General features: G+C 67.9%; 3 protein-coding genes. All 3 read right to left on the reverse strand.

Annotated elements, in window-relative coordinates:
- Nucleotides 1-70 precede the first annotated feature (70 nt).
- The 3 genes from CYR32_RS14690 to CYR32_RS14700 all read right to left on the reverse strand — a co-directional run bounded on the left by CYR32_RS14690 (nt 71) and on the right by CYR32_RS14700 (nt 21,537).
- On the reverse strand, nt 71-1,435 hold the full coding sequence (locus CYR32_RS14690) for a TolC family outer membrane protein (protein ID WP_101825716.1): 1,365 nt from the start codon (nt 1,433-1,435) through the stop codon (nt 71-73).
- 147 nt (nt 1,436-1,582) lie between these two features.
- Entirely contained in the window at nt 1,583-21,007 is a 19,425-nt protein-coding gene (locus CYR32_RS14695; RefSeq protein WP_338152918.1) for an Ig-like domain-containing protein, read from the reverse strand.
- Nucleotides 20,986-21,537: a BapA prefix-like domain-containing protein gene (locus tag CYR32_RS14700; RefSeq protein WP_101825720.1), complete on the reverse strand. Its 552-nt coding sequence runs from the start codon at nt 21,535-21,537 to the stop codon at nt 20,986-20,988. The genes CYR32_RS14695 and CYR32_RS14700 overlap by 22 nt, the downstream gene beginning before the upstream one ends.
- Between the last annotated feature and the right edge of the window lie 499 nt (nt 21,538-22,036).

Below are 22,036 nucleotides of genomic sequence, written 5' to 3' on the forward strand. Positions count from 1 at the left end.
CTCTCTCTGGTTTCCCGGCCGCGCCCTTGCCATGCCCGGCCGGGGAAAATATCAGGGTCACCCGCCCCGGCTACAGCGCGGGCAAGGTGTCGCCGCTCTGTTGCTGCCGGTCGATCCCCAGCATGTCGAGCAGGTTGTCCACGGCCGCCGCATAGCGCACCGTGCCGTCCCAGCCGTCATACAGCGCGCCGATGCGCATGGTGTCCGCCTGGAACACATCCTGCTCCACTGTCAGCAGGTCATTGAGGCTGCGCTTGCTGAGTTTGTACTCATCCTGGTAGACGCTGCGGGTATGGACGGCGCTCTCAAACTGCTCATCCCCCGCCTGCTGGCGCTGCTGCGCGCCGATCATGTCCGCGTAGGCGGTGGAGGCTTTCTGGTTGATGTCCAGCTTCGCCTTCTCCACCTCCGCCTGGGCCGCCTCGCGTTCGCCCTCGGCGGACTGCACCCGCGCGCTGATCGCCCCGCCCTGGTAGACCGGGGCCTCGACGGCCAGCTGCACCTGGTCGTCCCAGTAGGAGCGGGTGTCATTTTCATAGCGGGTGCGCCCCGCCTGCACCCGTAAGGTCGGCCAGTGCTCTGCCCGCTGCGACCTCACCCGCTGGATCGCCGCTTCCTGTTTGGCCTGCGCGCTGCGCACCAGTGCGCTGTTCTGGTAGGGGATACGGTCCAGCGCCACCTGCTGCTCCAGCAGGCTCTGCGGCAGATCGGGCAGGTTGTCGGAGACCACGCCGGTGAGCACCGTGAGCTGCGCCGAGGCGGAGCGCTGCTGGGCGCGGTACTGCTCCAGGGTGGCGCGCATCCCGGCGATGCGGGTCTGCGCCTGCAACACGTCGGACTGCGAGCTTAAGCCTGCGTCCGCGCGCATTTTGGCGGTGTCGCGCACCCGCTCCAGCGAGGCGATATTGTCCCGTGCCGCCAGCGTCAGCGCCTGGTAGCGCTTCACCTCCAGGTAGGTCTGGAGCGTGCTGAGGCCGACATCGGTCATGGTGCTGAACAGCGTGTAACGGTAGGAGGCCGAGAGCTGCTCCTGCTCGTCGATGGCGCCGCCGGTTTTGCCGAAGTCATACAGCAGCTGGCTCAGCTCGATGCCGCCGGAGGCGTTGTTATTGAGTTGCCCGGCCGAGTCCGTCTGGTTGGAGTGCCCGGCCGAGGCGTTAAGGGAAATCTGGGGGAACCAGGCGCTGCGCGCCTGTTTGAGGTCGCCTTCGCCGACGTGAATCTGTGCCGCGGCGGAGGCGATTTGTGGGTTGCGCGCGAAGGCCCGCAAAATGGCTTCGCGCAGGGTAAGGCTGGCCCGCTGCTCCTCGGTGGGTGCCGCCTGCCAGTGAAATTCCGGTTGTGTCTCGGCACGGGGGGCGCCCGCTGCCGTTATCCCTGTGATCCATAGGGTGCTGAGCAATACCCCAGCACACCGCCTGCCTTGTTTGGTCATTACCGACGCTACCCCATATTCGGTTCTTTTAGGTCATGCCGCACGGCGGCGGTTTCCGCCGCGCGGCGTGTGGTTTCCTTACAACTGTCAGGGGGCCGGGGGGTTGCCCCGGCCCCGGCGTCAGTACCTGTGGTCCCGGTGGCCTCCTTATGCCTGGTGTACCTGAATACCGTGCTGTACCAGCACATCCCCCAGGGTGTTGCTGCTGTCCAGTGAACTGTTGTGGTAAACGTCGAAGGTCAGGCCGTCCACCACCCGCTGGCCGGTGGTGGCCCAGGTGCTGCCGTCTCCCACCAGGGTGACCTGGCTGCCGTCCGCGCCGCGGATGAACAGGGTGTCCTCCGGTGAATCCTTCACGGTTTCCGCCTCATGCAGATCGAGCCGGATGCTGTTGGTGCCGCTCTGGCCGAGGTCAAAGATCTCGACGTGCTCCACTTTCAGCCCGAGCGCCACCAGATCAAGGTGTTGCCCGGTGCCCGCCAGTTGCAGGGTGTCGGTGCCCGCGCCGCCGTCAATGTGCAGGAAGTCCAGCGTGTGCAGCTGGATGACGTCGTTACCGGTGCCGCCCAGCGCCTCGCTGTCTGGCGTGGTGAGATCCAGCGTCAGCCCCCCGATAGAATAGGCGGTTTCGTCACTTTCTGCCGTGACCACCGCCGCGTTGGCGGTGGTGGTGTCACCGGCAGTGAGTGCCGTGGTGGCCAACGTGCTGTCAGACGCCTCCGCGGTGGTGGAGGCGACCTCACTGACACTCAGCGCCGACAGCGTGTGGACCGTTGTGTTGCTGCTGTCATCCCCGGTCGCCAGCGACGAGACATCATCACTCGCTGTCGCCACCATCAGTGTCTGTGCTTCGGCGGTTGCCGCGACCGGCAACAGCGAGCCGAGCAACAGCGTGGTGGTGACCGCCGCGGTGTTACCCGCCACATCCACCGCCGACACGGTGACAATCGAGTTGAGGTTGATCAGCAGCCCGCCCAGCAGCGACGAGGTGTAGTGCACACTGTAGCGGCCGAAGGCATCCACGGTGGTGGTCTGGCTCACCCCTTGCAGGGTGACCCTCACCCGCGAGCCTTGCGGCAGGTTCAGCGTCCCGCCGGAGACCGTCAGGCCGAACAGCAGGAAGTTGACCAGGTTGAGCACCGGGTCGACCGCCACCAGCGGCAGGTTATGGGTCACGGCGGTAAAGGTGCTGCTGGCGTTGGCGGTGTTGCCCGCTGCGTCGCTCACCGTGGCCGTGACAGTATGGCTGCCGTCGCTGATGTTGAGCAGCGTTGCGCTCGGCACCGACACGCTCCAGGTGCCGTTGCTGCCCACGGTGGTGGTCAGCACGTTCCCCGCCACGTTCACCGTCACCGTGCTGCCTACCGCATTGGTGGCAGTGCCGCTGATGGTTTCGTTGGTGCTGGCCTCGGCGAGGTTCAGGTAGCCGTCGCCGCCGAACACCGAGCCTAACGTCACGGTCGGCTGGGTGTGGGTGATCACCGAGACTGCCGCGCTGCCGCTGCCGCTGTTGTTGGCGGCGTTGGTGACGCTGGCGGTGACGGTGTAGTTACCGTCCGCCAGTGCCGCCAGTGCCGCCGCCGGGACGGAGACGCTCCAGGCACCGTTGCTGCCCACGGTGGTGGTGTAGGTGGTGCCGCCCAGCGTTACCCGCAGCGTCGATCCTTCGGCGTTGGTGGTGGTCCCGGTGATGGTCTGGGCCTGGCGCGCATCGGTGGCACTGATGGCGTTATCCCCAAACACCGAGGTCAGGGTCACGGTCGGCGGGGTCTGGGCGATCACGCTGACGGTACGGCTGGCGGTGCCGGTTGCGCCGTAGGGGTCAGTGACCGTGGCGTTCACCGTCTGGGTGCCGTTGGCCAGCCCGCTCAGGGAACCGGCCGGGACACTCAGTGACCAGGCCCCGTTGCTGCCTACGGTGGTGCTGTAGGTCGCGCCGCCCAATGTCACGCTGACGGCCGAGCCGGTCGCCGCGTTGGTGGTGGTGCCGCTGATGGTCTGCGCGATGCTGAGATCCGCCGCGCTCAGCACGCCGTCACCAAAGATGGTGTTGAGCGTCACGGTCGGGGTCACACGCGGCCCGACCTGCGCCCCGATGCTGGCGCTGGCGACGTTGCCGACCGGGTCAGTCACCGAGACGCCCACGGTGAGGTTGCCGGAGAGCAGCGTGCCGAGCACATCCGGCGTCAGCTGGGCGCTGAAGCTGCCGTTCTGCCCCACGGTGGCGGTGGTGACGATGTTGCCGACGTTGATCCGCACGGTGCTGCCTGCCGCCACGTTGCCCACGTTACCGCTGATGGTCTGGGTGGTCAGCGCTTCCAGCACGTTCAGGATATTGTCGCCGCCAAACACCGGGTTGAGGCTGATGGTCGGCAGGTTAGTGATGCCGACCAGCGCGGTGCCGCTGGTGCTGCTGGTGTTCCCGGCGGCATCGGTGACGCTGACGCCCACGGACAGGTTGCCGTCAGTGAGGGTACGCAGGATGGACGGCGTCAGCGCCAGGCTGAAGGTGCCGTCAGCGGCGGTGGTGGTGACATACTGCTGGCTGCCGATAGACACCACCACGCGTGAGCCCGCCTCCGCGTTGCCGACGGTCCCGCCAATCAGCTGGTTCACGGTGGCGTCTGCCGCGTTCAGCAGCGCGTCACCAAACAGCGGGTTAAGCGTAATGGTCGGCGCGGTGACATCCACCGTCAGCCCGGCGCTGGCGGTGGCGGTATTGCCGGCCGCCCCGTTCAGCGTCGCGCCCACGGTCAGGGGGCCGCTGGTCAGGGTGCCGAGGATGTCCGGCGTGATCACCGCGCTGAAGCTGCCGTTGCTGCCTACGGTGGCGTCAACGGTGCGGTTGACGAGGGAGAGCGTCACGGTGCTGCCCGGTGCGGCATTGGTGACCACGCCGCTGATGGTCTGGTTCACCAGCGCATCGGCGATGTTGAGCAGCCCGTCGCCGAAGATCGGGTTCAGGGTCAGGGTCGGCTGGAGGTTGAAAATGCCTACCGTGGTCGTGCTGGAGGCGACGTTGCCTGCCGGGTCAACCACCGTGAGGCCGAGGTTGAGGTTGCCCCCGGCCAGCGCCGTGAGGTCGGCGGCCGGCAGCGTGACGCTCCAGTTGCCGTCGGCACCCACCACGCTCTGGTAGGCGCGCGTCCCCAGGGTCACGGTCACGGTCGAGCCTGCGGCAGCGTTGATCACCCCGCCGATGGTCTGCCCGGCCAGGGATTCCGCCACGTTCAGCAGGTTATCCCCGCCGAACAGCCCGGTGAGTTCGCCCACTACCGGCACCGCATCGACAATGGCAGTCACGGTCTGGCCCACAGTGCGGGTGTTACCCGCGGCGTCGGTCAGGGTGACATCCACGGCCAGCGGGCCGTCACTGAGCAGCCCGAGCACGCTCGGCGGCACCACAATGGCAAACTGGCCGTTCTGGCCGACGTCGGCGGTGAGGGTCGTCCCGCCCAGGGTCACGGCCACGGTAGCGCCGATCCCGGCGGAGGTCGCCACCCCGCTGATGGTCTGCGCTACGGCGGTATCCAGCGCGTTCAGGGTGTTGTCGCCGAACACCGAGTCCACCACCAGGTTCAGCGCACTGTTGACCACTTTGTTCACGGTCACGGTGGCGGCGGTGGTGTTCCCGGCCGCATCGCCGACCCGCAGCCCCAGCACCAGCGGCCCTTCGGTCAGGCTGCCGAGCACTTCCGGCGTCAGGTCGAGGCTGAAGGTGCCGTTCGCTGCCACCACGCCGGTGGCCAGCGGGCTGCCGTCGCCGAGGTAGAGGCCGACGGTCTGCCCTTCGGCCCCGGAGGCAGTCCCGGTCAGCACCTGCGTCACCAGAATGTCGGCGGCGTTGAGGATGTTATCCCCGGCCAGCGCTTCCACGGTGATCAGCGGCGCGGCGGTGTCCACCGTCAGGGTCTGGGTCTGGCTGGTGGTGTTGCCCGCCACGTCACTCACGGTGGCGGTGATCGGGTAGCTGCCGTCAGCCAGCGCCTGCAGCGCGGAGGAAGGCACGGTGGTTGCCCAGGTGCCGTCCGCCTGCACCACGGCGCGGTAGGTGTTGCCGTCCAGCGTCAGGGTCACCGTCTGCCCGGCGTCCGCGGCCGAGACGGTGCCGCTCAGGGTCTGGCCGCTGTTCTGCTCACCGGCATTCAGGATGTTATCCCCGGTGAACGGATCCAGCGTCAGGGTCGGCGCGGCGCGGTCCACCAGCACCGTGGTGGTGCCGGTCAGGGTGGTGGTCGCCGTGGTCAGGGTGACCGTCAGCGTCTGGGTGCCGTCCGGCAGGCTGGCGGCAGTGTTCGGTACGCTGACGCTCCACTCGCCGTCGGTACCGGAGATCGGCGTACTGCCGAGCACGGTGCCGTCAGCACGGGCCACCGTGACGGTGCCCACGCTGCCGGTCGCCAGCCGGAAGAAGCGGCCGGTCAGGGCCAGGGTGGCGGCATCTGTGGCGTTGATGATGTTGTCGCCGCCCAGCGCCACCACGGCGATGTCCGGCGCGGCAGGCGGGGTGAGATCCACCGCCACCGGCAGCGTGGTGCCGCTGGTGTTGCCCGCCAGGTCAGTGATGGTGACGCCGATCGCCCCGGCATCTTCCAGCCCTGCCAGCAGCGCCGGGGTCAGGTTCACGGACCAGCTGCCGTCCGCCGCCACAATGCCGGTCTGGGTCGCCTCCCCGATGGTCACGGTGATGACGTCCCCCGCTTCGGCATTGGTGGTGGTGCCGCTCAGGGTCTGGGTGGTGAAGCTCTCCACATAGTCCAGGGTATCGCCTGCGGAGAAGACCAGCCCATCCACCGCCGGGACGGTGGTATCAATCAGCACGCTGTCAGAGAGCCGGGCCGGGTTGCCTGCGCTGTCGGTGACATCCAGGATCAGCGGCTGGTTGCCCTGCCCGAGGAGGCCGAGCTGCGCCGAAGAGAGCGGCAGCGTCCAGGTGCCGTCCTCGGCCACGGTGGCGGTGTACGGCGTGCCGCCCAGCGTCACGGTGGCGGTCTGCCCGGCCCCGGTGGCCCCGGTGGTACCACTCATCACGATGCCGCTGGCCACGGCGGCGGCGTTAATCACCCCCTCGCCGGAGGCCACCGAGAAGGTCGGCTGCGGCGCGGTCAGCACCGCGGTGAAGGCGAGCACATCGGTGGCGATGTTGCCGGCCTGGTCAATCAGCGTCACATCCAGCTCATGCGGGCCGCTCGGCAGGCCGCTGAGCGCCCCGGCCGGCAGGGTCACCGTCCAGTTGCCCTGCGCGTCCACCGTGCCGATGTAGCTGATGCCGTCCAGGTCAAGGGTAAGCTGCGCCCCCTGGCCGACGCCCACCTCACCGGTATTCCCGGTGATGGTCACGACACCGGCCGCCTCGGCGATATTGAGCACGCCATCGCCGAACGGCGTGTCGATCACCGGGTCAAGCGGGGTCAGGCTGGCGACGAAGTCGAGCGACGTGGTGCTGGTGTTATCGGCAAAGTCACTGGCGGTGACCAGCAGCGTGTGCGTGCCGTCGGACAGGGCCTGCAACTGCGCCGGGGTAAGATCCAGCGTCCAGTCGCCGTTGGCGGAGACAGTGGCCGCAATCGGCGCGCCGCCGTCAATAGAGACAGTGACCGTCTGGCCGTCGCCGTTGAGGCCGGTTTTGCCGCTCAGGGTCTGCCCGGCCGCCGCTTCCGCGATGTTGAGCTGCGCATCGCCGAACGGCGCGTTCAGGCTCGCCACCGGCAGGTTATTGATGGCGATAAACAGGTCACCGCCCAGGGTCGAGGTGTTCCCCACTGCGTCCGTCACGGTGACGGAACCCGGCCATGCGCCGTCCGGCAGCGTGGTCAGCAGCGCCGGGGAGAGGGTGAGTGACCAGTCGCCGGTGTCAGGGTTGACATCCGCCGGGTAGAGCGTCCCGTTGACGTTCACCACCACCGTCTGCGCACCGGTGATGCCGGTGGTCCCGCTGAGCGCCCCGCCCTGCGCCGCCTCAACGGCATTGATGATGCCGTCCCCGAACGGCAGGTTGAAGGTGACATCCGGCAGGGTATTGACGATGGCGGTGAAGTCCGTGCTGATGTCGGAGGTGTTGCCCGCCCGGTCAACCACTGACAGCGCCAGGGTGTGGGTGCCGTCGCTGAGGCCGGAGAGCTGTTCGGCCGTCAGCGTCGCGCTCCAGATGCCGCCCTCATCCACGGTGGTGGTGATGGGCTGCCCATCCAGCGTCAGGGTCACGGTCTGGCCGCTGCCGGTGACGCCGGTGGAGCCGCTGATCACCTGGTCACTGGCCGCTTCCGCGGCATTCAGCAGGCCGTCGACGAACGGCGTGTTGAGCACCGCCACAGGCACGGCGCTGACCAGTTGTTCCACGCTGGTACTGATACTGGCCGGGTTACCCGCCAGATCCGCCGCCGAGACCAGCACCTGCTCGGCCCCGTCGCCCAGCGGCGTCAGGGTGTTGGCCGGGATGATCAGGTTCCAGGTGTTGTCGGCGTTCAGGGTGGTGGCAAAGGTCAGGCTGCCGTAGGTCACGGTGATGGTGGTGCCCGCTTCCAGGTTGGTGGCGGTGCCGCTCAGCACCTGGTCAGCCGCGGCTTCCGCCGCACTGACCAGGCCGTCGCCGAACGGCGTGTCCAGGGTCAGTGACGGCAGGGTATTGATGGCGATGCCGACCGGGAAGGTCTGGGTTGCCACGTTGCCGCTGCCGTCCGTCACGGTCACGACCAGCGAGGCCGGGCCGTCCGGGAGCTGTTGCAGCTCACCGGCCGGGATGGTCAGGCTGTAGCTGCCGTCCGCGGCGGCCACCACGCTGTAGGTGATGCCGCTCAGGGTGGCGGTGACCGGCAGACCCGCTTCGGCGGTGCCGTTGATGGTCAGCCCGGCCAGCGCTTCGGCCTGGTTGAGGATCGCATCCGTGCCGAGGCTGGTGGTGACATCCAGCAACGGGATGGTGGTGTCCACGGTGAAACTTTCGCTGCCGGTGGCCGGGTTGCCCGCGGCATCACTGCCGGTAACCGTAACGCTGTTGGCCCCCTGCGGCAGGGTTTGCAGGTCGATCGCCGGGACCACCACGCTCCAGCTGCCGTCAGCATTGACGGTGGCGGCGTAGTCCAGCCCGTTGCCGAGGCTGACGGTCAGCGTGCCCCCTTCCGGCACGTTCTGGCTGCTGCCGGTGATCGTCAGGTCGTTCAGCACCTCCTGGGCGTTGAGCACCCCGTCACCGCTGACCGGGTCAAGGGTCACGGACGGCAGGCTCGCCGCCTGCGCCACCAGCGTGAACTGGCCGAGGTTGTTGGCCGGGTTGCCCGCCACGTCAGCGGCGCTGACGGTAAAGGTCTGGGTGCCGTCAGCCAGCGCGGCCAGGGCGGCCTGCGGCACGGTGACACTCCAGGTGCCGTCTGCGGCCACGGTGCCGGTAAAGGTCTGGTCTGCCAGCGTCAGCGTCACCACCTGCCCGGCCGGGAGGTTGGTGCTGCTGCCGGTGACGAGCACATCCGCCGCGGCTTCCGCCTGGTTGACGAAGTTATCCCCGCTGACGGCGACCACGGTAAGGGTCGGCAGATCGGCGGCGGAGGCGTCCACCGTCACGGTAACGCTCTGCGTGACAGGGTTGCCCGCCGCGTCCAGCAGGGTCACGGTGGCCGGGTAGCTGCCGTCGGCCAGCGTCTGGGTCACGCTGTTGGGCAGGGTGATGCTCCAGCTGCCGTCCGCCTGCACCTGCGTCTGGTAGGTCTGGTTAATGAAATCAACGGTGACGGTCTGCCCCGCCTCCGCGGCGCCGGTGGTGCCGCTGAACAGCACGCTGCCGGTGATTTCGGCGGCGTTGATGATGTTATCCCCCGCTACCGGCGTCACATTCAGCACCGGGGCGCTGTAGTCGACGATGATCGCGCTCTCGGTGACGCCCTGGTTGCCGAAGGCATCGGTCACGGTGACCAGCACCGGCTGGGTGCCTTCCGGCAGGGCCTGCAACACCGCCGGTTGCAGCGTCAGCGTCCAGTTGCCGTCGGCGTCCACGGTCGCCGGGTAGTCCACGCCCGCGAAGTTAATCACCACGCTCTGGCCGCTGCCCGCCACGCCGCTGTTACCGGTGAAGACCTGCGGCACGGCCGCCTCGGCGGCGTTGAGGTAGCTGTTTTGCAGCGGGGTATCCACCTGCGGCAGCGGCAGTGAGGCCGCCAGCGTGAGGGTGTTGGTGCTGGTGCTGCTGTTCCCGGCCGCATCCGTGAGGGTCACGGTGAGCGGGTAGCTGCCGTCCGGCTGCCCGGCCAGCGCCCCGGCCGGGATATCCAGCGTCCAGCTGCCGTCGCCCTGCACCGCCGCCGTATAGCTGACGCTGTTCAGGGTCACGGTCACGGTCTGGCCCGCTTCCCCGGCCGGTGCGGTGCCGCTGACGGTAAACGGCTGCTGCACTTCGGTGGCGTTAAGGGCGTTGTCGGTGGCGACCGCCGCAACCGTCAGCACCGGCGCGGTGAAGTCCACCGTCAGGCTGCTGCTGGTGGTGACGCTGTTCCCGGCGATGTCCGTGGCGGTCACGGTCACCGGGGTGGTGCCTTCCGGCAGGGTCAGCAGGTCAGCGGACGGCAGGGTCGCCGTCCAGCTGCCGTCGTTGTTGACCTGGGCGTTATAGGTAAAGCCGCCCAGGGTAACGACCACTGTCTGGCCGTCACCGCTGATGCCGGTGGAGCCGGAGAGGTACTGGTCTTGTGCGGCATCTGCCGAGCCAAGGAAGCCGTCACCCAGCGGGGTGCTGACCACCGGTGCAGGCAGGCTGGTGATATGGACGTTGATGTCCTGGGTCTGGGTCAGCGTGGTGCCGCCCAGATCCGTGACGGTGGCCGTCAGCGGTACGATGCCGTCCGGCAGGCCGGCCACATCGGCCGCCGGCACGGTGAAGCTCCAGCTGCCGTCGGCATTGACGGTGGTGGTGTAGCTGTTGCCGTCAAAGGTCAGCGCCAGCGTCGCCCCTGCCGCCACATTGGCGGTGGCCCCGCTGAGCACGATGTCGCCGGTGGCTTCCTGAGCATTGATGGCGTTGTCGCCGCTGACCGGGTCAAAGGCGATGCCGCCCTGCTCGAGGTTCACGGTGACCGAGCTGCTCTGCACCGCCGGGTTGCCGTAGATGTCAGTGACACGCGTTTCGATGATCACCTGTTCGCCGCTCGCCAGCCCGGCCAGCGCCGTCTGCGGGATGGTGACGCTCCAGCCGCCGCCGGAGGTGACGGTGGTGGTGTAGTCGGTGCCGTTGAAGCGCAGGGTCAGGGTCTGGCCCGCCTCCACGCCCACGGTGCTGCCGGTGATCACCTGGTCTGCCAGCACTTCCGCGCCGTTGAGCACGTCATCGCCGGTCAGGGCATCGCGGGTGATGGCGATGTCGAGGTTACGCGCCACCTGAAGTTGATCCGTCAGGGTGGTGACATTGCCGGAGGCGTCAGTGACGCTGACGGTGACCGGGTAAGTCCCGTTCGGCATCTGGTTCAGGCCGCTGAGGAACAGCGTCCAGGTACCGTCCTGCTGCACTTCCGCCTGGTACGGCACATCAAACAGGGTGACCACCACCGTCTGGCCCACGGCATCAGTGGTGCCGCTGATGGTGGTGTTGGTGTCGCTGTTGATCAGGATATTGTCACCGGCGATCGGGTCGAGGGTCAGGGTCGGCGGGGTAAAGTCGACCTCGAAGGTGGCCTCGGTCTGGTTAGTGTTCCCGGCGGCGTCGGTGGCCGTCACGATCAGGCTGTTGGTGCCGCCCGCCAGCCCGGTCAACAGGGCGGAAGGCAGCGTGGCGCTCCAGGCACCGGTGTTGTCTACCACCGCATTGATCTGCTGCCCGGCCAGGGTGACCACCACCGTCTGGCCGTTGCCGGTCACGCCGGTGCTGCCGGCGATGCTCTGGCCGAGGCTTTGCGCCGCCTCGCCGCTGCTCAGCACGCCGTCAGCAAACAGGTCGTTGACGACCGGCACCGGCACCGGCGTGGTGAACACGCCCAGGGTGACGTCGGTGGTCTGCACCGTGCCGCCGTTGTCGGTCACGCTGGCCGACAGCAGCAGGTTGCCGTCCGTGAGCAGCGCCGCATCCTCCGCCGGGACGGTGGCCGTCCAGCTGCCGTCCGCGCCGACGTCGGCGGTGTAGGTCACCCCGTTCAGCGTCACGGTCACGGTGGCCCCCCCGGCCACGTTGGCGGTGTTACCGCTCAGGGTAATGGCCGCGCCCGCTTCGGCGGCGTTGATCAGGTTGTCACCGGTAACCGGGTTGATGCTGATCCCGCCCTGGGCGTTGTTGAGGGTGATCGGGCGGCTGGTGGTCGCCAGGTTGCCCGCCACATCCGCCACCCCGGCGCTGAGGGTCTGTGCCCCGTCAGCCAGCAGGGCGAGGTCGGCCGCCGGGATGGTCACTGACCAGACGCCGCCCGCCTGCACCTGCGCGGTGTAGGTGTTGTCGCCCAGGGTGATCTGCACGCTCTGGCCGGTTTCCACATTCTGCGCCACGCCGCTGATGAGCTGCGCGCTCTGAATCTCCGCGCCGTTGAGGATGTCATCCCCGGCGACGGCGTTGATGGTGATTTGCGGCAGGTTGGCGGCCGCGCCATCCAGCGTCAGGGTCTGGATCAGGGTGGAGGTGTTGCCGGAGATGTCCGTCAGGCTGACCGACAGGTCATAGTTGCCGTCCGGCAGGTTGGCCAGCGCGCTCGGCGGCAGGGTCAGGCTCCAGCCGCCCCCCGGCTGCACGGTGGCGTCATAGGAGATGCCGTTGAACAGGATGGTCACGGTGACCACCTCACCCACTTCCGAGCCGCTGCCGCTGACCACCACCCCGGCCGCAATCTCGCTGGCGTTGGCGATGTTGTCATTGGCGATCGGGTTCACCACCACGGTCGGCGCGGTGAAGTCGAGCTGCGCGCTGCCGTTGAGGGTGGCAGTGTTGCCCGCCAGATCGCTGACGGTAATCGGCAGCGTAGTGGTGCCTTCCGGCAGGTTGCTCAGCGCCTGCGGCGGCAGGGTCAGGCTCCAGAGGCCGTTCTCGTCCACGGTGCCGGTGTAGAGCGTGCCGCCCAGCGTCAGGCTGACGCTCTGCCCGGCACCGCTCACGCCGGTGGAGCCGGTGAGGGTCTGGCTGACCAGCGCCTCATTGCTGTTGAGGATACCGTCGCCGAACGGCAGATCCAGCGTCGGGACAGGCAGGTTATTGATGAGGACAGTGAGCGTGGCGTCCGTGGTCACCGGGTTACCGGCGCTGTCGGTACTGGTGACCGTCACGGTCTGCGGGCCGTCCGGCAGCAGGGCCAGTGCCGCAGCCGGTACGGTGACGCTCCAGCCTCCCTGCGCATCCCCCAGGGTGGTGGTGTAGGTCTGGCCGTTCAGCGTCACGGTGATGAGCGCCCCCGCCGGGACATCCAGCGAGGTGCCGCTGATCACCAGATCGTTGGCGGCCTCTTCGGCGTTCAGCAGGTTGTCCCCGGCCAGCGGGCTGAGGCTGAGGCCGCCCTGGTCGAGGTCAACGGTCAGGCTGCTTTCCGCCGTGCCGGGGTTACCGGCGACGTTCTGCACGCTGGCACTGATGGTGACCGTGCCGTTGCTGAGCAGGCGCAGGTCGTTGGCCGGCACCTCGGTGCTCCAGCTGCCGTCCGGCTGCACGGTGGCGGTGTAGCTGCGGTCGTTCAGCGTCAGCGTCACCACCTGCCCGGCCTCCACATTGCTTACGGTGCCGCTCAGCAGCTGGGTGGTGTTCTGCTCCGCGCCGTTGAGCACGTTGTCACCGGCAAACGGATCGAAGGTGATCTGCGGGGCGTTGGCCGGATCGGTGGCCAGGGTCACGGATCCGGTGACGCTGGTGCTGTTGCCTGCATCATCGGTAATGGCGGCGGTGATCGGGTAGCTGCCGTCCGGCAGCCCGGCCAGCGCGCCTACCGGCAGCGGCACGCTCCAGGTGCCCTCTTCCGTGACGGTGGTGGTGTAGGTTTCGCCGTTCAGCGTCACCGTGACCGTGGCCCCGGCCGCGCCGTTCTGCGGGATGTCCGCCGAGGTCCCGCGCAGGACTACCTCACCTGCCGCCTCGGCGATGTTGATGATGTTGTCATTGGAGATCGGGCCGATGCTCAGCCCCGGCGCGGTGAAGTCCACGGTAAAGGCACCGGTGGCCTCGCTGCTGTTGCCCGCCGCGTCCGTGGCGGCAATGGTGAAGTTCACCAGCCCGTTGGTCAGGGACTGCAACACCTCCGCCGGGATGTCGGCGCTCCAGAAGCCGTTCTCATCCACGGTCGCGGTAAAGTTCTGCCCGGCCAGCGTCACGGTGACGCTCTGCCCGGTGCCGCTGACGCCGGTCTGCCCGGTGAGCGCCTGCCCGGCCGCCGCCTCGCTGATGCTCAGGTAGCCGTCACCGAACGGCGTGAGGCTGATCGGGGCCGGCAGGTTGTTGACCAGCACCACCAGATCCTGGCTGTCGGTCACAGTCGCGCCGTTGTTGTCGACGGCACTGGCGGTGACGCTGTAGGTGCCGTCCGCCAGCCCGGCCAGATCATCCGCCGGGATCTCCACGCGCCAGCTGCCGTCCGCGTTGACGGTGGAGGTGTAGGTCTGGTCGTTAAAGGTAACAGTGACGGCGTTGCCTTCCGCCACGCCCACCGCCACGCCGCTGACTGCCAGCGGTTCACCGGCCTCTGCGGCATTAAGGAAGTTGTCACCGGCAAGGGTGTCGATCGCCACCGCCTCCTGGCCGGTGACCACGGTAAGGGTCTCTTCCGCGGTGATGCTGTTCCCGGCGAGGTCAGCCACCGTGGCGGTCAGGGTAGCGGAGCCGGTGCCCAGCAGCGCCAGATCCGCCGCCGGGACAATCAGGCTCCAGCTGCCGTCCGCCTGCACGGTGGTGGTGTAGGTCTGGTTGTTGAGGGTCACGGTGACCGTCTGCCCCGCTTCCACATTGGTGGTGGTGCCGGTCAGGGTCTGGGCCACGCCGATCTCGGCGCTGTCCAGCTCGTTGTCACCGGTGAACGGATCCAGGGTGAGCTGCGGCAGATCGGTGGCGTCGACCGTCACCGTCTGGCTGACGGTGGTGACGTTGCCCGCGGCATCGGTCAGGGTGGCGGTCAGCGGCAGGTTGCCCGCCAGCCCCGCCAGCGCGTCGGCCGGGATCGCCACACTCCAGCTGCCGTCACCGCCCACGGTGGCAGTGTAGGTCTGGTCGTTAAAGGTCACGGTCACGGTGCCGTCGAGGTTATCGGACTGGCCGGTGACGGTGATCCCCGCCTGCACTTCAGTCTGGTTGAGGATGTTGTCGCCGGTGACCGGGTCGATCGCCAGCGTCGGCGCGGTGACATCCACCGGCAGCGTGCCGGTCGCGGTGCTGATGTTGCCGGCCGCATCCGTGACGGTCACCGCCAGCGGGTAGTCGCCGTCCGTCAGCGCCTGCAGGGCGGAGGCCGGTACCGCCACACGCCAGTTGCCGTCGCCGTCCACCAGCCCGGTGAAGGTCTGGCCGTTCAGGGTCAGGGTCACGGTCTGGCCGTCACCGCTGACGCCGGTGCTGCCGGTAAGCGCCAGCTCCGCCTGCGCGGCGTCGCCGTTCAGGGTGGCCGGGGCATCCAGCACCGCCTGCGGCAGATTGGTGATATGGACATCCAGCGTGGCGGTGGCGCTCTCGCCGGTGCCGCCCGCATCGGTCACGGTGGCGGTGACGCTGTTGAGGCCGTCCGGCAGGCCGCCGACGTCAGCGGCCGGAACGGTGACCGACCAGCTGCCGTCCGCGTTCACGGTGGTGGTGTAGGTAACGCCCGCCAGCACCACGCTGACGCTGCTGCCCGCGGTGACGTTGGCGGTGGTGCCGCCGATCACCAGCGGCTGGCCGCTTTCTGCCTGGCTCAGGGCGTTGTCGCCGGAGATGGCATCAATCGCGATGCCGCCCAGATCGGTGTTGACCACCAGCACGTCACTGACGGTGCCGGGGTTACCGGCCGCATCGTTGACGCTGGCGGTGACGGTGAAGCCGCCGTTGGTGAGCTGCGCCAGATCGGCGGCCGGGACGGTGACCTGCCAGTTACCGCTGGCCTGCACGGTGGCGGTGTAGCTGATGCCGTTCAGCGTGACGGTGACGGTCTGCCCTTCGACGCCGCCGGTGGCGGTGCCGCTGATGACCAGCGGGACAGCCTGTTCCGCAGCGTTGAGGATGTCATCCCCCGCCAGGGTGTTGAGGGTCAGCACAGGGGCGGTGAGATCCACCACCGCAGTGCCGCTGGTGGTGCTGGTGTTGCCGCCCGCATCCGCCACCTGCACCTCAACGGTGACCGGCGAGGCGCTTTCTGACAGCTGTTGCAGCACCGCGACCGGCACGGTCACGTTCCAGACGCCGTCATTCCCCACGGTACCGGTGAGCGTAGTGCCCGCCAGGGTAACGGTCACGGTCTGCCCCGCCCCGCTAACGCCGGTGCGGCCGGTCAGGGTCTGGGCGGCGGTCACATCCTGCGCATTGAGGAAGCCGTCACCAAACGGGGTGTCGAGAGAGGCCACCGGCACCGGGCTAACATAGAGGGAGATCGGCAGTTCGTTGGTGGTGGTGTTGCCGTCAAGATCGGTGGTGCTCACGGTGGCCACCACGGTGCCGCTGCCCACTGACTGGGCCACCTCCGCCGGCACGGTGACGCGCCAGCCGCTGCTGGCGACACGGCTGAAGAAGCTGCGCCCGGCAAAGGAGAAGGTTACCAGGGCGTTTTCCGCCACATTGGAGACGCTGCCCTGCACCACCAGATCGGTGGCGGCCTCGGCGGCGTTGATGCGGTTGTCGGTGGCGATGGTGTCAATGGCGATGCCGCCCAGGGTCTCGACCACAGTGACGCTCTGTTCGGCCGCGGTCGCGGTGTTACCGGCGCTGTCACTGACCGTGGCGGTGACGGTGCTGGCCCCGGCAGGCAGGGCGGCGATGTCCGCCGCCGGCACAATCACGCTCCAGCTGCCGTCCCCCTGTACGGTGGCAGTGTAAGTCAGGTTGTTGAAGGTCAGGGTCACCTGCTGGCCCGGCTCGACGTTGGTGGTGGTGCCGCTCAGGGTCTGCGAGACCTGGTGCTCCGCCTCAGTCAGCTGGTTGTCGCCGCTGACGTTGTCCAGCGTCACGGTCGGCAGGGAGTCCTCATCGGCGTTGATCACCACTGGCTGGGTCGTGGTGGTGGTGTTGCCGTTGGCATCGGTAAGGGTGGCGGTCAGCGGGTAGGTGCCGTCCGGGAAGGCACCGCCCGCGCTGAGCGCACCGGCAGGCAGGGTCAGCGTCCAGCTGCCGTCGGTGCCGGTGTCCGCGGTAAAGGTCTCGCTGCCCAGCGTCACGGTCACAGTGCTGCCGGGCAGTGAGGAGGTGCCGGTCAGGGTCACGCCCGCCTGCGCCTCGGCGTAGTTGATGACGTTGTCATCGGCAATAGTGCCGACGGTCAGCGTCGGCGCGGTGAGGGCCACGGTCGGGGTCTGGCTGGTGGTGGCGCTGTTGCCCGCCACGTCACTCACGGTGACCTCAATGGTGGTGGTGCCGTCCGCGAGCGCCTGCAACGCGGCGGCCGGCAGGCTCACCGTCCAGTTGCCGTCGTTGTCGACACTGCCGGGGTAGGTGGTGCCGTCCAGCGTCACGGTCACGGTCTGCCCCGCCCCCGCTGCGCCGGTGGTGCCGGAGAGTGTCTGGTCGGCGGCCGCCTCCTCGATATTCAGCACGTTATCGCCGAACGGCGTGTCAAAGGTCGGGGCCAGCGGGCTGGTGACGTAGTTGCCGATCTCCACGCTGTTGCTGGTGCCGTCCGGGGCGGTGACCACCAGCAGCAGCGGGTTATCCGTCCAGGCCAGCACGTCCGCTTCCGGCACATCCACGCTCCAGCTGCCGTCGGCGGCGGTGGTGGCGGTGTAGGTCTGCCCGGCGAGGGTCAGCGTCAGGGCGGTGCCGGCAGGCAGGCTGTCGGCGGTGCCGCTCAGGGTGATGCCGCCCACTGCTTCATCGGCGTTCACCAGGTTGTCGCCGGTGACCGGGTCGATGACGATCAGGTTGCTGCTGCCGACCACCGTGACCGGGGTGGTGCTGCTGTCGCTGTTCCCGGCCGGGTCGGTGGCGGTGACCGTCAGCGGGGTGCTGCCCGGCGGGATCGCCTGCAGATCGGCGGCCGGAATCGTGGCGCTCCAGGTGCCGTCCGGCTGCACGGTGGCGGCGTAGTCAACGCCGTTCAGGTTCACCACCACAGACTGGCCGCTGCCGGTCACGCCGGTGCTGCCGGTCAGCGTCTGGTCAACCGCCGCTTCCGGCCCGCTCAGGGTGCCGTCGCCGAACGGCGCGTCGGCTACCGGCTCCGGCAGGGTGGTGATGCGGGTGTCAATGTCGACACTGCTGCTCAGCGGGTTACCGGCGGCATCGGTGGCCGTGACGGTCAGGGTGTTGGTGCCGTCCGGCAGGGCGGCCACGTCGGCCACCGGCACGGTGATTGTCCAGCTGCCGTCTGCGCCGACGGCGGCGGTGTAGGTGCGCTCATTCAGCGTCACGGTGACCGGGCTGCCTTCCGCCACATTGGCGGCGCTGCCGGTGAGCACCAGCGGCGCGGTCGCCTCGGTGGCGTTGATGCGGTTATCCCCGGCGATTGGATCGAGGGCCAGGCCGCCCAGGGTGTTGTTCACGATCAGCGTCTGGCTTTCACTGACGCTGTTGCCCGCCGCATCCGCCACGGTGGCGGTCACGGTCAGCCCGCCGTTGGCGAGCTGCGCCAGATCGGCGGCCGGGATCTCCACCTGCCAGCTGCCGCCGGAGAGCACCGGCGCGCTGTAGGTGACACCGTTCAGGGTCACGGTGACCGCCTGCCCCGGCTCCACGCCGAAGGCGGTGCCGCTGAGGATCTGCGTGACCTGCTGTTCAGCGGCGTTGAGGATGCCGTCCCCGGCGACCGGGTTCAGGGTCAGGGTCGGCGCGCCGAAGTCCACCGGCAGGCTGCCGGACAGGGTGTTGCTGTTCCCGGCGGCGTCGGCGGCCACCACGCTGTAGGGCACGCTGCCGTCCGGCAGCGCCTGCAGGTCTGCGGCCGGAACCACCAGGCTCCAGCTGCCGTCGGCGGCCACGGTGGCGTTATAGGCCACGCCGCCCAGGGTCAGCGTCACCGCCTGCCCTGCCCCGGTCACGCCGGTGTTGCCGGTCAGCGTCTGGTCAGTGGCGGCTTCCGCCAGGTTCAGGACGCCATCCCCCAGCGGCGGGTTGATGGTCACCACCGGCTGGGTGGCGATGGCAGTGGTGATAGTCGTGCTGGTGGTCAGGGCCGCGCCGTTGTTGTCCGTGGTGGTGACGGTCACCGGGTAGCTGCCGTCACCCAGAAGCTGCGCATCTGCGGCAGGCACGTTGACGCTCCAGCTGCCGTCCGCCTGGGTAATGGCGCTGTAGGTGATGCCGTTCAGCGTCACGTCGACAGTGGTGCCTTCCGCCACATTCAGGGTGGTGCCCTGCAGGGTCAGCCCGGCCGCGGCTTCGGCGGCGTTGATCAGGTTATCCCCGGTGACGGCATCGATCGCCACACCGCCCTGCGTCGGGATCACGCCGATGCTGAGCGGGGTGCTGGTGGCCGGGTTACCGGCGGCGTCGGTGGCCTGGACGGTAATGTCAGTGGTACCGGCCGGGAGCGCGCCCAGCTCCTCCGCCGTGAGGGTGAGCTGCCAGCTGCCGTCCGCCTGGACGACCGCCGTGCGTTGCAGCGACGCGCCGATGTTGATGGTCAGCGTCTGCCCCGCTTCCATGTTGGTGGTGGTCCCGCTCAACACCTGTGCGGTGGCCAGCTCAGCGCCGTCGACGGTGTTATCCCCGGCGAAGGCATTGATGCTCACCGTCGGCGCGGCGGCCGGGTCAGCGTGCAGGTAGAGGGTCTGGGTGACCGTGGCCGGGTTCCCGGCGGCGTCGGTGGTGGTGACCTCCAGCGGGTAGCTGCCTGCCGGGTAGGTCAGGGTATTGGCCGGGATGGTGGCCGTCCAGCTGCCGTCGGCGGCGATCACCGGCGTATAGGCAACGCCGTTCAGGGTGACGCTTAACGGCGCAGCCGGGTCACTGGTGGTGCCGCTGACGACGATGTCCGCCTGCCCTTCCGCGATGTTGATGGTCTGGTCACCGGCGACCGGGTCCACCGCCAGCACCGGCGCGGCGGTGTCATTGGTGACGGTGGCGGTCAGCGGCGTGACGTTGCCGGCGGCATCGGTGATCGCCACGTCGAGGGTGGTGGTGCCCTGCGGCAGCGCCTGCAGCGTTTCCGACGGCACGGTCACCGTCCAGTTGCCTGCCGCGTCCACGCTGCCGGTGTAGGTGGTGCCGCCCAGCGTCACGGTGACGCTCTGGCCCACGCCCGCCGTCCCGGTGGTGCCGCTCAGCACCAGATCGGCACCGGCATCGGCGGCGTTGATGATGTTATCCCCAGTGACCGGGTTCAGGGTCGGCTGCCCGGCCACGGTCAGGGTGGCGCTGGCGTCAGCCGCCACGCCGCCGGCGGTGCTGACGGCGGCGGTCAGGGTAGTAGTGCCCGCCGCGAGCTGCGCCAGATCGGCGGCCGGGACGGTGGTGCTCCAGCTGCCGTCCGCGTTGACGGCGGCGGTGTAGGTGATGCCGTTCAGCACCAGCGTCACGGTCTGGCCCGCTTCCACGCCGGTGGTGGTGCCGCTCAGGGTCTGGTCAGCGAGCACTTCGGTACGGTCGATCACGTTATCCCCGGTGAACGGGGCCAGGGTCAGGGTCGGTTGCGCCGCGCTCAGGTTAACAGTGATGGTTTCGCTGTCAGCGGCCTGGACGCCCGCCAGCGTGGTGACGGTGGCGGTCAGGGTGGTGGTGCCCGCCGCAAGCTGCGCCAGATCGGCGGCCGGGACGGTGGTGCTCCAGCTGCCGTCGGCATTCACGGCGGCGGTGTAGGTGATGCCGTTCAGCACCAGCGTCACGGTCTGCCCCGCTTCCACACCGGTGGTGGTGCCGCTCAGGGTCTGGGCGCTCTGCGCCTCGGTGCCGTCGACCACGTTATCCCCGGCGAACGGGGCCAGGGTCAGGGTCGGCAGGGTCGCGCCGGTGGTGTTCAGGGTGACGCTCTGGGTCACGGTAGTGGTGTTACCGGCGGCATCGGTCAGGGAGGTGGTCAGCAGATAGGTGCCGTTGGCGAGGCCGTTCAGCGCCCCGGCCGGGAGGGTCAGGCTCCAGCTGCCGTCCGCGCCCACGGTGCCGGTGTAGGCGGTGCCGTTCAGGGTTACGGTGACGGTCTGCCCCGCCTCGCTGGCGGAGGCGGTGCCGCTGATGGTCAGGGGTTGGGCCGCTTCGTTGGCGTCGATCAGGTTGTCACCGGCCACCGGATTTACGGTTACGGTCGGCGCGGTGGTGTCTACCACCAGCGTGGCGGTCGCCTGGCCGCTCAGCCCGGCGGCGTTGGTCACTGTCACGCCAAGCGGATAACTGCCGTCCGCCAGCCCCTGCAGGGCGGAGGCCGGGATGCTGATGCTGAAGCTGCCGTCTGCGGCCACGGTGCCGCTGTACGTGACGCCGTTCAGCGTCACCTGGACTACGCTGCCCGCTTCGGCGTTCTGCACGGTGCCGGTCAGGGTCTGGGCGGCCTGCGCTTCCGCAGCGTTCAGCAGGTTATCGGCGGCCAGGGGGTCAGGGTGACCACCGGTGCGGTGCCCGGCGTGACGGTGCCGCCATCCCCGGCGCTGCCGCCGCCACCACCGCCACCGCCGCCGGCGGCCAGGGCAATCCCGCCGCCCAGCGCCACCGCCCCGATCCCGGCCAGCGCCAGCGGCGACAGGCCCAGGGTCGACCCGGCGGCAATCAGCGGCCCGATGCTTTCCATCGCTGCAAAGGTAGGCACCACCGCCGTCGCGCCCGCTGTCGCCGCGGCATCCGCAAACACCGCATGGTCGATGAGGCCCGCACCGTCATCAAACACCAGTTCACTGTGCAGCCCCTCGGCATTGGTCAGGAAGAAGCTGCGGTAGGTCATGGTGGAGCCATCCTGCATATGCAGGATCAGATCATTGCCGACCCGCTCATAGCGGACGACCATGGCGCGCGTGCCGTTGATGCGCACCACGCTCGGTTCATTCAGGGAGAGTGTCTGGTTTCCGTCTGCGACCTGGGTAATCACGTCACCGGAACTACGGGAAAGGATGTTTGCGGTTGCCATATGCTGCCTCTTCTCCAAATCGTCGTAAAAAATCCCATGCCGGCACGCTTTTACCTTTCATTACAGCAGCTTGTCATAGACAGGCCCGCCCTGATCGGAGAAAGAGACAGTAAGGGAAATTAACCAAAAAGCCCTGGAATTCCGTGGCTTCATTGTTTTTCAATCTGGTGTGGCAACAGCAACAAGGAACAACCAAAAAACAAAGCAAATAAGCGTCTATCGTTACCCTGATTATTGATAAGCGGCACTTTTTTAAATCAGTGGCTATCTAGGTATATGCAGCGAAACCGCGCTCTGCTTGGAAAAAAATTTATCACAGAGATAAAAAATATTTATTACAACACGTTATTTTCTCAGTGATGTGCGTGATAAACCGGTTTATAAGAATAAATTTCCCAAATAATCCTCTGATATAAAACAAATTTAACACAATCAACGATAATTTAACTTAAGTAACACATAATAAACACAACTTTTCCTCTTTTTAAAGAGGGCACCG

Source organism: Chimaeribacter coloradensis, assembly GCF_002858715.1.
In the GTDB taxonomy this organism is placed as follows: domain Bacteria; phylum Pseudomonadota; class Gammaproteobacteria; order Enterobacterales; family Enterobacteriaceae; genus Chimaeribacter; species Chimaeribacter coloradensis.

Coding starts and splice junctions, on each gene's coding strand:
- CYR32_RS14690 (WP_101825716.1), bottom strand. CDS start 1,435: ATGACCAAACAAGGCAGGCGGTGTGCTGGGGTATTGCTCAGCACCCTA.
- CYR32_RS14700 (WP_101825720.1), bottom strand. CDS start 21,537: ATGGCAACCGCAAACATCCTTTCCCGTAGTTCCGGTGACGTGATTACC.